Source organism: Pseudoduganella sp. UC29_106, assembly GCF_044055365.1.
Classification (GTDB): domain Bacteria; phylum Pseudomonadota; class Gammaproteobacteria; order Burkholderiales; family Burkholderiaceae_D; genus Rugamonas.
This window is the reverse complement of sequence record NZ_CP171977.1, coordinates 4,394,177-4,409,403: the sequence shown is the minus strand read 5'-3', so window position 1 is coordinate 4,409,403 and position 15,227 is coordinate 4,394,177. Positions and strand designations below refer to the sequence as shown.

General features: G+C 61.5%; 13 protein-coding genes, 5 tRNA genes and 4 pseudogenes. All 22 read left to right on the top strand.

The window, feature by feature from the left end; genetic code table 11:
- The first annotated feature begins 5 nt into the window (after positions 1–5).
- The 22 genes and pseudogenes from fabF (at position 6) to ACHMW6_RS21840 (ending at position 15,059) form a co-directional block, all read left to right on the top strand.
- Positions 6–1,250 carry a beta-ketoacyl-ACP synthase II gene (gene fabF, locus ACHMW6_RS21945; RefSeq protein ID WP_395399894.1) on the top strand — a complete coding sequence of 415 codons (1,245 nt, stop codon included), beginning with the start codon at positions 6–8 and terminating at the stop codon, positions 1,248–1,250.
- Between the two features lie 101 nt (positions 1,251–1,351).
- Positions 1,352–1,735, top strand: coding sequence for a hypothetical protein (locus ACHMW6_RS21940; protein ID WP_395399892.1), 384 nt, complete (start codon positions 1,352–1,354; stop codon positions 1,733–1,735).
- A gap of 12 nt (positions 1,736–1,747) precedes the next feature.
- Positions 1,748–2,380, top strand: coding sequence for an RNA polymerase sigma factor RpoE (gene rpoE, locus ACHMW6_RS21935; protein WP_395399890.1), 633 nt, complete (start codon positions 1,748–1,750; stop codon positions 2,378–2,380).
- Positions 2,381–2,410: 30 nt separating this feature from the next.
- The gene (locus ACHMW6_RS21930) at positions 2,411–2,635 is read left to right on the top strand and encodes an RseA family anti-sigma factor (protein WP_395399889.1); all 225 of its coding nucleotides are present in this window, start codon (positions 2,411–2,413) and stop codon (positions 2,633–2,635) included.
- A gap of 114 nt (positions 2,636–2,749) precedes the next feature.
- Entirely contained in the window at positions 2,750–4,225 is a 1,476-nt protein-coding gene (locus ACHMW6_RS21925) for a DegQ family serine endoprotease (RefSeq protein ID WP_395408687.1), read from the top strand.
- A gap of 65 nt (positions 4,226–4,290) precedes the next feature.
- The gene (locus ACHMW6_RS21920) at positions 4,291–4,671 is read left to right on the top strand and encodes a hypothetical protein (protein ID WP_395399887.1); all 381 of its coding nucleotides are present in this window, start codon (positions 4,291–4,293) and stop codon (positions 4,669–4,671) included.
- A 6-nt stretch (positions 4,672–4,677) separates the two neighbouring features.
- A complete protein-coding gene (locus tag ACHMW6_RS21915) occupies positions 4,678–4,920 on the top strand; it encodes a glutaredoxin family protein (protein WP_395399885.1) in 243 nt (80 codons plus the stop codon).
- A 151-nt stretch (positions 4,921–5,071) separates the two neighbouring features.
- A pseudogene (gene lepA, locus ACHMW6_RS21910) lies at positions 5,072–6,866 on the top strand (translation elongation factor 4).
- The gene (gene lepB, locus ACHMW6_RS21905) at positions 6,863–7,789 is read left to right on the top strand and encodes a signal peptidase I (RefSeq protein WP_395399883.1); all 927 of its coding nucleotides are present in this window, start codon (positions 6,863–6,865) and stop codon (positions 7,787–7,789) included. The pseudogene lepA and the gene lepB overlap by 4 nt, the downstream one beginning before the upstream one ends.
- A 31-nt stretch (positions 7,790–7,820) precedes the next feature.
- On the top strand, positions 7,821–8,207 hold the full coding sequence (locus ACHMW6_RS21900) for a DUF4845 domain-containing protein (protein ID WP_395399881.1): 387 nt from the start codon (positions 7,821–7,823) through the stop codon (positions 8,205–8,207).
- Between the two features lie 6 nt (positions 8,208–8,213).
- Positions 8,214–9,003: pseudogene (rnc, locus tag ACHMW6_RS21895) on the top strand (ribonuclease III).
- 16 nt (positions 9,004–9,019) lie between these two features.
- The gene (era, locus tag ACHMW6_RS21890) at positions 9,020–9,922 is read left to right on the top strand and encodes a GTPase Era (protein ID WP_395399879.1); all 903 of its coding nucleotides are present in this window, start codon (positions 9,020–9,022) and stop codon (positions 9,920–9,922) included.
- Positions 9,922–10,708, top strand: a pseudogene (gene recO / locus ACHMW6_RS21885) (DNA repair protein RecO). Before era ends, recO begins: the two are co-directional and overlap by 1 nt.
- Before the next feature lie 7 nt (positions 10,709–10,715).
- Positions 10,716–11,476: pseudogene (pdxJ, locus tag ACHMW6_RS21880) on the top strand (pyridoxine 5'-phosphate synthase).
- Complete coding sequence (acpS, locus tag ACHMW6_RS21875) at positions 11,473–11,871, top strand: holo-ACP synthase (protein WP_395399877.1); 399 nt, start codon at positions 11,473–11,475, stop codon at positions 11,869–11,871. Before pdxJ ends, acpS begins: the two are co-directional and overlap by 4 nt.
- Complete coding sequence (uvrC, locus tag ACHMW6_RS21870) at positions 11,864–13,717, top strand: excinuclease ABC subunit UvrC (protein WP_395399875.1); 1,854 nt, start codon at positions 11,864–11,866, stop codon at positions 13,715–13,717. The genes acpS and uvrC overlap by 8 nt, the downstream gene beginning before the upstream one ends.
- Before the next feature lie 128 nt (positions 13,718–13,845).
- Positions 13,846–14,430 carry a CDP-diacylglycerol--glycerol-3-phosphate 3-phosphatidyltransferase gene (gene pgsA, locus ACHMW6_RS21865; protein ID WP_395399873.1) on the top strand — a complete coding sequence of 195 codons (585 nt, stop codon included), beginning with the start codon at positions 13,846–13,848 and terminating at the stop codon, positions 14,428–14,430.
- Between the two features lie 82 nt (positions 14,431–14,512).
- A tRNA-Gly gene (locus ACHMW6_RS21860) sits at positions 14,513–14,588 on the top strand.
- 63 nt (positions 14,589–14,651) lie between these two features.
- Positions 14,652–14,727, top strand: a tRNA-Gly gene (locus ACHMW6_RS21855).
- 39 nt (positions 14,728–14,766) lie between these two features.
- Positions 14,767–14,842: transfer RNA gene (locus ACHMW6_RS21850), tRNA-Gly, on the top strand.
- A gap of 14 nt (positions 14,843–14,856) precedes the next feature.
- Positions 14,857–14,932 (top strand) — tRNA-Gly (locus ACHMW6_RS21845).
- 53 nt (positions 14,933–14,985) lie between these two features.
- Positions 14,986–15,059, top strand: a tRNA-Cys gene (locus ACHMW6_RS21840).
- Positions 15,060–15,227: the final 168 nt, after the last annotated feature.

The window sequence follows — 15,227 nt, the reverse complement described above, 5'->3', positions numbered from 1 at the left end:
TTCGCTTGAGTTCTAAGAACCGTCGTGTAGTGGTTACCGGCCTTGGCTGTGTTTCCCCGGTCGGCAACACGGTTGCTGATGCGTGGAAAGCACTTACCGAGGGCAAGTCCGGGATCGCTACCATCACCCGATTTGACGCGTCGGCTTTCTCCACCCGTTTTGCGGGTGAAGTCAAAGGCTTCAACGTCGAGGACTATCTCGACGCCAAGGAAGCGCGCCATATGGATATCTTTATCCATTACGGCATGGCGGCTGGTATCCAGGCGATCCAGGATTCCGGTATTACGGTTACCGAAGAGAACGCCGATCGCATCGGCGTGATCATCGGCTCCGGCATCGGCGGTCTGCCGATGATCGAAGAACAGAAGGAAGACTACGACAAGCGCGGCCCGCGCCGCATTTCGCCGTTCTTCGTGCCGTCGTCGATCATCAACATGATCTCCGGTAACCTGTCGATCAAGTACGGCATGCGCGGTCCCAACCTGGCGATCGTGACGGCCTGCACCACCGGCCTGCACTGCATCGGCGCTGCGGCCCGCCTGATCGAATACGGCGATGCCGACATGATGGTTGCCGGCGGCTCGGAATCGACCGTGTCGCCGCTGGGCCTGGGCGGCTTCGCCTCGGCTCGCGCCCTGTCCGCTCGCAACGACGACCCGGCGACCTCGTCCCGTCCATGGGACAAGGACCGCGATGGTTTCGTGCTGGGCGAAGGCGCCGGCGTCATGGTGCTGGAAGAGTATGAACACGCCAAAGCGCGCGGCGCGAAGATCTATGCGGAACTGCATGGCTTCGGCATGAGCGCGGACGCATACCACATGACCTCGCCTCTGGAAGATGGCGCAGGCGGCAGCAAGTCGGCTCAGTCCGCAATGCGCAACGCCGGCATCAATCCGGACCAGGTGCAATACGTGAATGCACACGGCACGTCGACCCCGCTGGGCGATGTGGCGGAAGTGCAGGGCATCAAGCGCACCTTCGGCGAGCATTCGAAGAATCTGGTCGTGAGTTCCACCAAGTCGATGACCGGTCACCTGCTGGGTGGCGCGGGCGGCCTGGAGTCGGTGTTCACTGTGCTGGCGCTCCACCATCAGGTGATCCCGCCGACCATCAATATCTTCAACCAGGACCCGGCCTGCGATCTGGACTTCTGCGCGAACATCGCGCGTGATGCCAAGATCCAGTACGCCGTCAAGAACTCCTTCGGGTTCGGCGGCACCAACGGCAGCCTGGTGTTCGGCAAGGTCTGATAGTTTGAACTTTTCTGCCTCGCTCCGGTCACAACCGGAGTGAGCGCTAAACGCCGGCGCTCGCCGGCGTTTTTGTTTCCCCTTTCAATGCATCGTGCGCCATGTCGATCGCGGCATCCATTGTGGTCCGGCCGTCGCTGTTCCTGTACCTGTTGCGGGTGGGCCTGTGCGCGTCCCTGCTGGCGGTCGGGTTGTGGCGGGAGCCCGTCCTCGCCGTGGCAGGCGCGGCAGGTTTCGCATGGCGGCGCGATGTCAATCCCTGTCGCATTGATGTATCTGGACGCGGGCAACTCCGCCTGACGGTATACCAGCAGACAGGGGCTGCGATATTGCTGCCCGGCTGCACGGTATGGCCCGGCCTGATGCTGCTGCGCCTGGAGCAGGGCGGTCGGCGCCGCTGGCTCGCCGTGCTGCCGGACAGCGCCCCGCCTGATGCGCGGCGCCGGCTGGCCATTGCCGTGCAGGCGCTGGCGGAAAAAGCGTGAACCAATTTTGCCGTGGTCCATCCAAGAAAAGGACCGAGTGTGACGACAGACCGCGAAGGCGACCAGTTGCTGGTCGAGCGGGCCCGGGCAGGTGAGCGGGCTGCGTTCGACCTGCTCGTTGCGAAGTATCAGCGCCGGCTGATGCGCCTGCTTGCGCGCTTGCTGAACGACCCTGCCGAAGCGGAGGACGTGGTGCAGGAAACCTTCATCAAGGCTTACCGCGCGCTGCGCCATTTCCGCGGCGATGCCGCCTTCTATACCTGGCTGTACCGGATCGGCATCAATACCGCCAAGAATGCGCTGCTGATGCGCAAGCGGCTCGCGGCTTCCAGTCCGGTCGAGCCGGCCGTCATCAAGCCGGACGGCGGCGGGGAAGAAGAGCGCCTGCGCGACATCAACACGCCCGAGTCCATGTTGGCGAGCAAGCAGATCGCCCAGACCGTCAACGCGGCCATGGATGCGCTGCCCATCGATTTGCGCACGGCCATCGCCCTGCGCGAGATCGAAGGCCTGAGCTACGAGGAGATCGCGCAAATCATGGGCTGCCCGATCGGCACGGTACGCAGCCGGATTTTCCGGGCGCGGGAAGCGATTGCCCGCAAGCTGCGTCCGCTGCTGGATTTGCCGGTTGACAAGCGCTGGTAACAAGCCAACACTCAAGCAATGGAAGGGGACATGGAAAAATTATCGGCCCTGATGGATGGTGAATTGCCGCAGGACGACGCCGAGCTGGCGCTGGCGGCGCTGGCCGGCGCCGATGCCCAGGCCAGCTGGCGCGTGTGGCAAGCCATTGGCGAAGCGCTGCGCGAAGGGGAGGACGGGGTGCCGCCCGGTTTCGCCGAGCGCCTGGCGGCGCGGCTGGATGCGGAAAGCGTGCCCTCGGCCGAAGCCTTGCCTTGAAAAGTGTGAAGACGGGCGCAACATATCGTCACAAATTCCCTACTGTTGTAAGGCGTTATAGTGGTCTACTATTGCGCGTATTCATTCACTTTTACTAAAGCAACCATGAAGAACATGTTCTCTGCTGGAGCTAAAGTACTGCCGGCACTGCTGCTCAGCGTAGCAACCCTGGGCCTGCCTGCCGTAGCGGGCCTGGCCCCTGTGCACGCCGCCCCTGCCGCCGCCGTGGCCGGCCTGCCCGATTTCACCGACCTGATCGACCGCGTCGGTCCTGCCGTCGTCAATATCCGCACCACCGAGCGCATCAAGCAGCGCGACAACCAGATGGGCGACGAGGAAATGCAGGAATTCTTCCGCCGCTTCTTTGGCGGCCAGATGCCGCAGATTCCGCGTGGCCAGGGGCCGCGTGGCCGCCGTGCGCCAGGTGAGGAAGTGCAGCGCGGCGTCGGTTCCGGCTTCATCACGTCGGCCGATGGCTATGTGCTGACCAATGCCCATGTGGTCGATGGCGCCGATGAAGTCTATGTGACGCTGACCGACAAGCGCGAATTCAAGGCCAAGGTGCTCGGCCAGGATGCGCGCACCGACGTCGCCGTACTGAAGATCGATGGCAGCAAGCTGCCTTACCTGACCATCGGCGATTCCTCTAAGATCCGCGTGGGCGAATGGGTGATTGCGATCGGCTCGCCGTTCAACCTGGAGAGCACGGTCACGGCCGGCATCATTTCGGCCAAGGCGCGCGATACCGGCGATTACCTGCCGCTGATCCAGAGCGATGTGGCGGTCAATCCCGGCAACTCGGGCGGTCCGCTGATCAATATGCGCGGCGAGGTGATCGGCATCAACTCGCAGATCGCCACGCTGTCCGGCGGCTATAACGGCATTTCCTTTGCGGTGCCGATCGACGAAGCCATGCGCGTGGCCGACCAGCTGAAGAAGTCCGGCAAGGTGACGCGCGGCCGCATCGGCGTCCAGATCTCCGAACTGAACAAGGAAGTGGCCGAGTCGCTGGGCCTGAAGAATAACAAGGGCGCCGAAGTGTCCCAGGTGGAAGCGGGCGGCCCGGCCGACAAGGCGGGCATACGCGCCGGCGACATCATCCTCAAGTTCGACGGCAAGGATATCGACAAATGGTCCGACCTGACCCGCGTGGTCGGCGGCACCGGCGTCGGCAGTCACTCGAAAGTGACTGTGTGGCGCAAGGGCGCGCCGGTCGAGCTGACGGTGGTGGTGGCCGAGGCCGATGTGGACAAGCCGGCCAAGGCTGAAGGCAAGGAGCGCGGTTCCGCCAAGCCGAAGGCCGACACGCCGTCCAACGCGCTCGGCTTCAAGGTCAGCGACCTGACGGCCGCGCAGAAGAAGGAGCTGGGCGTGAATGGCGGCGTGGTGGTCGAAGCCGCCGAAGGCGCCGCTGCTGCTGCCGGCCTGCGCCAGGGCGACATCGTGCTCCAGCTGAACAACACGGAAATCACGGACAGCAAGCAGTTCAACGCCGCCGTGGCCAAGCTGGACCGCAACAAGGCCTCCGTCGTCCTCGTGCGCCGCGGCGACCAGTCCCAGTTCATCTCGCTCAAGCCCGCCGCGAAGTAATCCCCTATCCGCCGCCGCTTGCCGCGCCTCAAGGCGCAGCGCGGCGGCGGGTGTAGAGTCGGCGCATGGAATCCGGCCTGCCTCCATCACCTGAGTTTGACAACGACAATCGTGCGTCCGAAGATGGGCGTATGAATAACCGTGTTTCCAGGCTCGAAGTCATCGCCGCCGACGTCCTCGCCTGCCTCGCGAAAATCGAGGCGACGATGGCGACCAGGGATGATCTGCATCGCCTGGAGGTCACTTTGATCAAGTGGGTGGTCGGCACAGTGGGCGGGGTGGGCATAGCGTTGGCAACTGTGATGACGTTCGTGCTGAACAACGCGGGGCCCCGCCCGGCGCCATCGTCCGCGGTCGCGCCGGCGGCACAAGCGCTGGCGACTCCGCCCATCGTTATCGTCATTCCGCCCGGCGCGTTACAATGGCAGGCTCAGCCCCCCAAATGATGCCGGATGCACTTCACGCTCTATTCCCGTTCCTACTGCCACCTCTGCGAGGACATGTTGAATGCCCTCAACGCCCTGCAAACCCCGGAAAAACCGTTCACCGTCGAGGTGATCGACGTGGATGCGGATGAAGCGCTGGTGGCGAAATACGATGAACTGGTGCCGGTACTGTATGGCGACCTGGGCGAACCCGAACTGTGCCACTATTTCCTGGATGAAGAAAAAGTCCGTGCAGTGTTGTCGAAATAATTAATATTTAAACATTATTTCACACCCGTCATCTCAGAAATCGGGCTTTCCCCTCTGAAATCCGGTAAAATGCCGGGGATTATCCTTGCATCGATTGTTACAAAAGGCGCTCGCCCGGGCGCTTTTTTGCTATAGCTCGCTTTGAATTTTAATGAACAACATTCGCAATTTCTCCATCATCGCCCACATTGACCACGGCAAGTCCACGCTGGCAGACCGCATTATCCAGCTGTGCGGCGGCTTGTCCGACCGCGAGATGGAGGCGCAGGTGCTCGACTCGATGGACCTGGAACGTGAGCGCGGCATCACCATCAAGGCCCAGACCGCAGCCCTGAAATACAAGGCGCGCAACGGCGAAATCTACAACCTGAACCTGATCGATACTCCGGGTCACGTCGACTTCTCCTATGAGGTGAGCCGTTCGCTGTCCGCCTGCGAAGGCGCGCTGCTGGTGGTGGACGCTTCGCAAGGCGTGGAAGCCCAGACCGTGGCCAACTGCTATACCGCGCTGGACCTGGGCGTGGAAGTGGTGCCGGTGCTGAACAAGATCGACCTGCCGAACGCCGACCCGCCATCCGCCATCGCCGAAATCGAAGACGTGATCGGCATTGAAGCGGGCGACGCCGTGCACTGCTCGGCCAAGACCGGCCTCGGCGTGGAAGACGTGCTCGAATCCATCATCGCCAAGGTGCCGCCGCCAAAAGGCGATCCGGAAGCGCCGCTGCAGGCCCTGATCATCGACTCCTGGTACGACGCCTACGTGGGCGTGGTGATGCTGGTGCGCGTGGTCAACGGCACCATGCGTCCGAAGGAAAAGATCCGCCTGATGGCCACCGACTCGGTGCAGCTGGTGGAAGACATCGGCATCTTCTCGCCGCGCTCCGTCTCCCTGCCCGAGCTGTCCGCCGGCCAGGTGGGCTTCGTGATCGCCGGCATCAAGGAATTGAAGGCCGCCCGCGTGGGCGACACCATCACCTCCGTGGCCAAGCCGGCGCCGGAACCACTGCCAGGCTTCAAGGAAGTCCAGCCGCAGGTGTTCGCCGGCCTGTTCCCGGTGGAAGCGAACCAGTACGACGCGCTGCGTGACTCGCTGGAAAAGCTGAAGCTGAATGACGCGGCGCTGCAGTACGAGCCGGAAGTGTCGCAGGCGCTGGGCTTCGGTTTCCGCTGCGGCTTCCTCGGCCTGCTGCACATGGAAATCGTGCAGGAGCGCCTGGAGCGCGAATTCGACATGGACCTGATCACCACGGCGCCAACGGTGGTGTATGAGGTCGAGCGCCGCGATGGCAGCGTGATCTACGTCGATAATCCGTCGCGCATGCCGGAGCCGAGCCACATCAACGAAGTGCGCGAACCGATCGTGACGGTGAACCTGTACATGCCGCAAGAGTATGTGGGTTCCGTGATCACCCTGTGTATCGCCAAGCGTGGCATCCAGATGGACATGAGCTACCACGGCCGCCAGGTCAAGCTGGTCTACGAAATCCCGATGGCCGAGATCGTGCTGGACTTCTTCGACAAGCTGAAGTCCACCTCGCGCGGCTATGCCTCGATGGACTATGAGTTCAAGGAAAACCGCCCCGCCGACGTGGTCAAGGTCGACATGCTGATCAACAGCGAAAAGGTCGATGCGCTGGCCATCATCGTGCACCGCGCCAATGCGCCTTACCGCGGCCGCGCCGTGGCGGCCAAAGATGCGCGAACTGATCCCGCGCCAGATGTTCGACGTGGCGATCCAGGCGGCGATCGGCTCCAACATCATCTCGCGCGAGAACGTGAAGGCGATGCGCAAGAACGTGCTGGCCAAGTGCTACGGCGGCGACATCACGCGTAAGAAGAAACTGCTGGAGAAGCAGAAAGCAGGTAAGAGGCGCATGAAGCAAGTGGGCTCCGTGGAGATCCCGCAAGAGGCATTCCTGGCAATCCTTCAAGTGGAAGAGAAATGACACTGCAATCCATCCTGGGCAATTTCGCACTGATCCTTTTCGTCCTGATGGTGGTCACCGGTGTCATCTGGTGCCTCGATGTGTTCTACCTGGCAAAGCAGCGCCGCCTGGCCGCCAACAAGGCGCTGGCGGACTACGACGCCCACACGGCGCGCCTGACGGCCGACGGCATCAAGACCGACGCCACCACCAGCAAGCGCGCGCAGATCGAGTCCGCGCTGCTGCGCCAGCCGACCTGGATCGAATACTCGGGCAGCTTCTTCCCCGTGATTGCCCTGGTGTTCTTCCTGCGCTCCTTCCTGTGGGAGCCGTTCAAGATCCCGTCCTCGTCGATGGTGCCGACCCTGCTGGTGGGCGACCTCATCCTCGTGAACAAATACACCTACGGTATCCGTCTGCCGATCATCAACAAGAAGATCGTGCAGATCAATGATCCGCAGCGTGGCGATGTCATGGTGTTCAAATATCCGCAGGATATGAGCCAGGATTACATCAAACGGGTGATCGGTGTGCCCGGTGATAAAATCACCTATGAAAACAAGAAGTTAACCGTCAATGGCCAGGTTGTCAGCTACACCCCGCTGGATGACTACCTGGATGACGAAAGTCTTGTTTATAAAAAGCAATTCACCGAGAACCTGAAAGGCGTTGCCCATCGCATCCTGAACGACGAGCGCGCACCGACGCTGAACCTGGCCGAGGTGAAGGAGTTTCCGCAACACGAAGCCTGCACGTACAACTATGAAGGCTTTACGTGCGTGGTTCCGGCAGGAAACTACTTTATGATGGGCGATAACCGGGATAACAGTGCCGACAGCCGCTATTGGGGCTTCGTGCCGGACAGGAACATCGTCGGCAAGGCATTCTTCGTGTGGATGAACACGAGCCTGGGTAATATCAAGCGCATCGGCAGTATTCATTAATTAATGCACTTTTTGCGGGGAGAGTGGATTTATGCAAGTAAAGGCACTGAAGCAGCAGGCCGGCATTTCGCTGGTGGGTCTGATCGTGGTTCTGGCGATTCTCGGCTTTATCGGCGTGATCGCGATGAAGATCGTACCGACCTACAGCGAATACCGTGCGATCAGCTCCGCCATCGTGAAGGCCAAGTCGGCCGGCGAGTCGGTGAAGGCCATCCAGGATTCCTTCGATCGCAGCGCGGAAGTGAATTACATCAGTACCCTGCATGGCCGTGACCTGATCATCGAGCGCGTGAACGGCGAAATGGAAGTGAGCTTCGCCTACGAGAAGAAGATTCCGCTGTTCGGTCCCGCAAGCCTGTTGCTGGAATATGCCGGATCCACGTCCAAAAACGGACCACCAGTTAAAAACGACCAATAAGACACAATGAAATTAGAGTTATTGCAAACCAGATTAGGCTACACGTTCAAGGATGCCGGGTTGCTCCAGCAGGCCTTGACGCACCGTAGCCATAGCAGTTTGCATAACGAACGCCTGGAATTCCTGGGCGCACTCCATCCTGAACTGCGTGGTCGCCAACATCCTCTACGAACGCTATAACGCGATCGACGAGGGCGACCTGTCGCGGCTGCGCGCCAACCTGGTCAAGCAGCAGTCGCTGTACGAAATCGCCCAGAAGCTGGAACTCTCGCAATTCCTGCGCCTGGGCGAGGGCGAGCTGAAATCAGGTGGCTTCCGCCGTCCTTCCATCCTGGCCGACACGCTGGAAGCCCTGCTGGGCGCGGTGTTCCTCGATGGCGGCTTCGATGCCGCCAGCAAGGCGATCCGCTCCTTCTACATCCCCATCCTGGACACGGTCGATCCGCAAACCCTGGGCAAGGACGCCAAGACCCTGCTGCAGGAATTCCTGCAGTCGAAGAAGATCTCGCTGCCGACCTATAACGTGGTGGCCACGCACGGCGCTGCGCACAGCCAGGAATTCGAGATCGAATGCCTGGTGCCCAAGCTGGGCATCCAGGTCTATGGCCGCGGCGGCAGCCGCCGTGCCGGTGAACAGGCAGCGGCCAAGCTGGCGCTCGAAGTGGCCGAGCAGGCGCTGCAAAAGTCGCCATCCTCCTCGCGCAAATCCAAGCCGCGCGCCACGCAGCTGAAGCTGGCGGGAATCGCCACGGTCCAGAGTGACCAGCCGGCGGAAAAAAAGCTGGCAAAACAGTAATCAAAGAGTCCGTATCATGACGAATGCACCCACTCCCGCCGGTTTCCGCTGCGGTTATATCGCCATCGTTGGCCGCCCGAATGTGGGCAAGTCGACCCTGATGAACACACTGATCGGCGCCAAGGTCAGCATCACCTCGCGCAAGGCGCAGACCACGCGCCACCGCATTACCGGCATCCAGACCCTGAGCGATGCCCAGTTCATCTACGTCGACACGCCAGGCTTCCAGACCCGCCACTCGAATGCGCTGAACAAGACGCTGAACAAGACCGTCACCAACACCCTCGATTCCTCCGATGTGATCCTGTTCATCGTGGAAGCGGGCACTTTCGGCCAGGCCGACCAGCAAGTGCTGGACCTGCTGCCGAAGAATGTGCCGGTGGTCCTGGTGATCAACAAGTCCGACCGCGTGAAGGACAAGGCGGTGCTGATGCCCTTCGCCCAGCAGGTGGCCGAGAAGTTCACCTTCGCCGCCATCGTGCCGGTCAGCGCCAAGCTGCGCTTCCAGCTGGACGGCCTGCAGAACGAGATCAAGCGCTTCCTGCCCGAGAATGAACCGGTCTTCGGCGAGGACGACATCACCGACCGCAGCGAGAAATTCCTGGCGTCCGAAATCGTGCGCGAGAAGCTGTTCCGCTTCGTGGGCGACGAGCTGCCTTACACCAGCACGGTCCTGATCGAGAAGTTCGAACAGGAAGGCAATCTGCGCCGCATCTTCGCCGCCATCCTGGTGGAGCGCGATTCGCACAAGTCCATGATCATCGGGAACAAGGGCGCGCGCCTGAAAGAGGTCAGCAGCCAGGCCCGCCTGGACATGGAAAAGCTGTTCGGCGGCCCGGTCTATCTCGAAATCTGGGTCAAGGTTAAATCCGGCTGGGCGGACAACGAGGCAGGCCTGCGCGCCTACGGCTACGAATAATGTCCTCTGTAGCAGCCGAGCCCGTCGCAGCGCCGTCCCAGCGGCGGCGGTCGGCTGCGCAGGAACGCACGGTCGGCACGCGGGTGCAGGGCCAGCCGGCCTTTGTGCTGCATAGCTACCCCTACAAGGAAACCTCCCTGATTGTCGACATGTTCACGCGCGATTTCGGCCGCGTGGCACTGATCGCCAAGGGTGCCAAGCGCCCGCACTCGCAGCTGCGTGGCGTGCTGCAAACTTTTCAACCCCTTGCCGCCAGCTGGACCGGCAAGAATGAGCTGCGCACGCTGACCGATGCCGAATGGGGTCGGCGGCATGCTGCCGCTGGAGCGCACCGCGCTGCTGTGCGGCTTCTACCTTAACGAACTGCTGGTCAAGCTGACCGCGCGCGACGATGCCCATCCGGCATTGTTCGATCATTACGTGTCCACGCTCAACCAGCTGGCGCACAACGAACCTGCGCCCATCGTCTTGCGCAAATTCGAAATGGCCTTACTTAGGGCTACGGGCGTCGCTGCCGACCTCACGCGCTGCCTGGACACGCGCGAAAAAGTCCTGCCCGGGTTACATTACGTAGTAGATCCCGAACGCGGCCCGCGAGCCGAACGCGCCGGCGATAACGCCCCGCGCGTGCTGGGCCAGACCCTGCTGGACATGGACTGCGAGGATTACCACGACGCCACTACGCAAGCGCAAAGCAAGCAGCTGATGCGCTTCCTGCTGGCTCACCATTTGGGTGGCGCGCCGCTGAACACGCGCCAGATTCTGATCGACCTGATGCAACTGTAAAAAGAACATGAGCTTCCTGCACACAACCGGCCCGGTGATCGACCTGGGCGTCAATATCGACCACGTCGCAACCCTGCGCAATGCGGCGCGGAACCAAGTATCCGGGACCCGATCCGCGCAGCGCTGCTGGCTGAGCAGGCCGGCGCCGACTGCATCACGCTGCACCTGCGCGAAGACCGCCGCCACATCAAGGATGCGGACGTGATCGCAATGGCGCCGCAGCTGATCACGCGCATGAACCTGGAAGCGGCCGTCACGCAGGAAATGATCGACTTCGCCTGCCGCATCAAGCCGGCGGACGTATGCCTGGTGCCGGAGAAGCGCACCGAAGTGACTACCGAGGGCGGCCTGGACGTGATCCGCTACCATAAGGAAGTCGCCGCGGCCGTGAAGCAGTTGCAAGGGGAGGGCATCCGCGTCTCCCTGTTCATCGATGCCGATGAAGACCAGATTGCCGCCGCCGCCGACGTGGGCGCGCCCGTCATCGAACTGCACACCGGCGCCTATGCCGACGCCGAAGGCGAGGCGCAGCTGGCGGAACTGGAACGCGTGAAGAACGGCGTGCGCTGGGGCGTGGCGAAAGGCCTGAAGGTCAACGCCGGCCACGGCCTGCACTACACCAATGTGCAGGCGATTGCCGCCATTCCGGACATCGCTGAACTGAACATCGGGCACGCCATCGTCGCCCATTCGATCTTCGCCGGCTGGGAAAACGCCGTGCGCGAAATGAAGGCCATCATGGTCTCGACCCGCCTGGGAGCAAAATGATCTACGGGATCGGCACCGACGTCTGCAAAGTCCCGCGCATCGCCGCCGCGCTCGAACGCAGCGGCGAGCGCTTCGCGCGCAAGATACTCGGTCCGGACGAACTGAAGGTCTATCATGAGCGCTGCGAGCGCAATCCCGTGCGCGGCGTGCGCTACGCGGCCACGCGCTTTGCGGCTAAGGAAGCGTTTTCCAAGGCGCTGGGCCTGGGACTGACGCCGCCGATGTCCTGGCACACCGCGCAGATGCTGAATACCGAGAAGGGCAAGCCGGTGATAGTCTGCAGCGGCGCGCTGGCCGACTATATGAAGGAACACAGGCTGACCGTGCACATCTCGGTCAGCGATGAAGAGGATTACGCGGTCGCCTATGCGATCGTCGAGCAAGCGAATGACTGAACAGAGCAACGATCCGCGCGAACAGGTGCTGGCCACCGTCGCCAAGCTGCCCAACCTGCCGGGCGTGTACCGGTATTTCGACGCAGAGGACAAGGTGCTCTACGTCGGCAAGGCGCGCGACCTGAAGAAACGCGTATCGAGCTACTTCCAGAAGAACCTGGCCAGCCCGCGCATCGCCATGATGGTCGAGCGCATCGCGCGCCTGGAAACCACGGTCACGCACAGCGAGGCCGAAGCGCTGATCCTGGAAAATAACCTGATCAAGACACTGCAACCGCGCTTCAACATCCTGTTCAGGGATGACAAGTCCTATCCCTACCTGAAGATTACGGGCGACGATTTCCCGCGCATGGTCTATTACCGCGGCGCGGTGGATAAGAAGAACCAGTACTTCGGCCCTTTCCCGTCTGCCTGGGCGGTGAAAGAGTCGATGCAGATCCTGCAGAAGGTCTTCCTGCTGCGCACCTGCGAGGACAGCGTCTACCAGAACCGCACACGCCCCTGCCTGCTGCACCAGATCGGCCGCTGCAGCGCGCCCTGCGTGGACCTGATCAGCGCCGAGGATTACCGCAACGACGTCAATAACGCGGCGCGCTTCCTGCGCGGGCGCCAGACCGAGGTAATGGAGGAACTGGAGCAGAAGATGCTCGCCTATGCCTCGGACCTGAAGTTCGAGCAGGCGGCCTCGGTGCGCAACCAGATCCAGTCGCTGTCCAAGGTGCTGCACCAGCAGAGCATGGAAACCACCGGCGACCAGGACGTGGATATCCTGGCCGTGGTGGTGCAGGGCGGCCGCGCCTGCGTCAACCTCGCCATGGTGCGCGGTGGACGCCACCTGGGCGACCGCGCTTACTTCCCGAGCCATGTGATGGATGCCGAAGCCGTGGCCGAACAGGCGATCGAAGTCGAAGTGCTGGCTGCCTTCCTGGTCCAGCATTACACGGAAAAGTACATCCCCGGCACCCTGATCCTGAACATCGAGTTCGATCAGCCGGAGCTGATGATCGCGCTGCAGGAGCAGTGCGGCCACCGCATCAACCTGATCTTCCAGCCGCAGGGCCAGCGCCGCCAGTGGCTGGAGCTGGCGCAGAAGGGCGCCGAGATTTCGCTGGCGCGGCTGCTGTCCGAACAGGGCTCGCAGCAATCGCGCACGCGCGCGCTGGCCGATGCGCTGGGCCTCGAAAACGAAGACTTGGATGTGCTGCGCGTCGAGTGCTTCGACATCAGCCACACCCAGGGCGAGGCGACGCAGGCTTCCTGCGTGGTGTTCCATCACCACCAGATGCAGAACGGCGAATACCGCCGCTACAACATCAACGACATCACGCCCGGCGACGATTACGCCGCCATGCGCCAGGTGCTCACGCGCCGCTACGAGAAAGTGGCCGGCGGCGACGGCGTGATGCCGGACGTGGTACTGATCGACGGCGGCAAAGGCCAGGTCGAGATGGCGCGCCAGGTCTTCGTCGAACTGGGCCTGGATATCAGCCTGATCGTCGGCGTGGCGAAAGGCGAGGGCAGGCGCGTGGGCCTGGAAACGCTGGTCTTTGTCGACGGCCGCGCGCCGCAGGAACTGGGCAAGGAGTCGGCGGCGCTGATGCTGGTCGCCATGATCCGCGACGAAGCCCATCGCTTCGCTATCACCGGCATGCGCGCCAAGCGCGCCAAGGCTCGCCAGACCTCGCGGCTGGAGGAGATTGAAGGCATCGGCGTCAAGCGCCGGCAGAAGCTTCTGGCGCGCTTCGGCGGCCTGCGCGGCGTGATGAACGCCAGCGTGGAGGATTTGATGTCGGTGGACGGCATATCGAGCACGCTGGCGGAAGAAATCTACAGGCAGCTCCACTGAGCACGCATGGCGGATCAATGATCCGCCCTACAGGGCGCTCTGCGCCCCAACACTCCGTCGAAACTGGCCTTACCACTATCTCGTGATATACACTAACGGCGCATAACTACAATTCAACAAGATCGCCTATGCCCTTCAATATTCCGATTCTGCTAACCTGGCTCCGCGTAGCACTGATTCCCCTGGTAGTAGGCGTCTTCTATCTCCCCGAAAACTGGCTTCCCCTGCACGACCGCAATTTCACGGCAACCCTGGTCTTTATCGTCGCCGCTATCACCGACTGGTTCGACGGCTTCCTTGCCCGTCGCTGGAACCAGACCTCGGCCTTCGGCGCCTTCCTCGATCCGGTGGCGGACAAGCTGATGGTCGCCGGCGCCTTGCTGGTGCTGGTCCAGCTGGACCGCTGCAACGCCATCCTGGCCTTCATCATCATCGGCCGCGAAATCACGATTTCCGCCCTGCGCGAGTGGATGGCCCAGATCGGCGCCTCCAAATCGGTGGCCGTCAGCTCCCTCGGCAAGATCAAGACCGCCGCCCAGATGGTGGCGATTCCCATGCTGCTGTACTACGAAGTCGTGTTCGGCGCCATCGACACCCGCTACTGGGGCGAGAAGCTGCTGTGGCTGGCGTCCGTGCTGACAGTCTGGTCGATGTGCTACTACCTGCAGAAGGCCTGGCCGCTCATCAAGGAAAAAGCGGGCAGTCTGACCTAAATGCAAATGTTGCCCTTGACAGGGTATTTGGATCATCTATAATGCTGGCCTGCTGTTGATGACAGCGAGCAGTAAGAGCAAAGCGGGAGTAGCTCAGTTGGTAGAGCGCAACCTTGCCAAGGTTGAGGTCGAGAGTTCGAGACTCTTCTCCCGCTCCAGTCATCAGCAACAATCGCTGGAAAGTTAGGAATGTTTCTGCGATAATACGGTTCCTTTGAAATGCGGGAGTAGCTCAGTTGGTAGAGCGCAACCTTGCCAAGGTTGAGGTCGAGAGTTCGAGACTCTTCTCCCGCTCCAGTTCATCGGAGCAGTAAGTAGTAAAAGTTGTCACTCCAAGCGGGAGTAGCTCAGTTGGTAGAGCGCAACCTTGCCAAGGTTGAGGTCGAGAGTTCGAGACTCTTCTCCCGCTCCAGTAGTTCACCCAATGCGGGAATAGCTCAGTTGGTAGAGCGCAACCTTGCCAAGGTTGAGGTCGAGAGTTCGAGACTCTTTTCCCGCTCCAGAATTCCGAACGGCAGACAGTAACCGGCTGCCGTTGTCGATCAGGTTGCCTCTGGCGAGGTAGCAAAGCGGTTATGCAGCGGCCTGCAAAGCCGTCTAGACGGGTTCGACTCCCGTCCTCGCCTCCAAAACATCAAGGGTTTGCTGCCGTGATCGGCAAATCTGATAAGAATCCCCGCTCAGTCGGGGATTTTTTTATGCGGGATGGAGATGGGATTGTGTTAATGGCTGTGTCAACCTGGGCCATTTTTTTTGATATCCCTCAAAAGCCGGTGATGATTTGTCGGTAGCGCAGG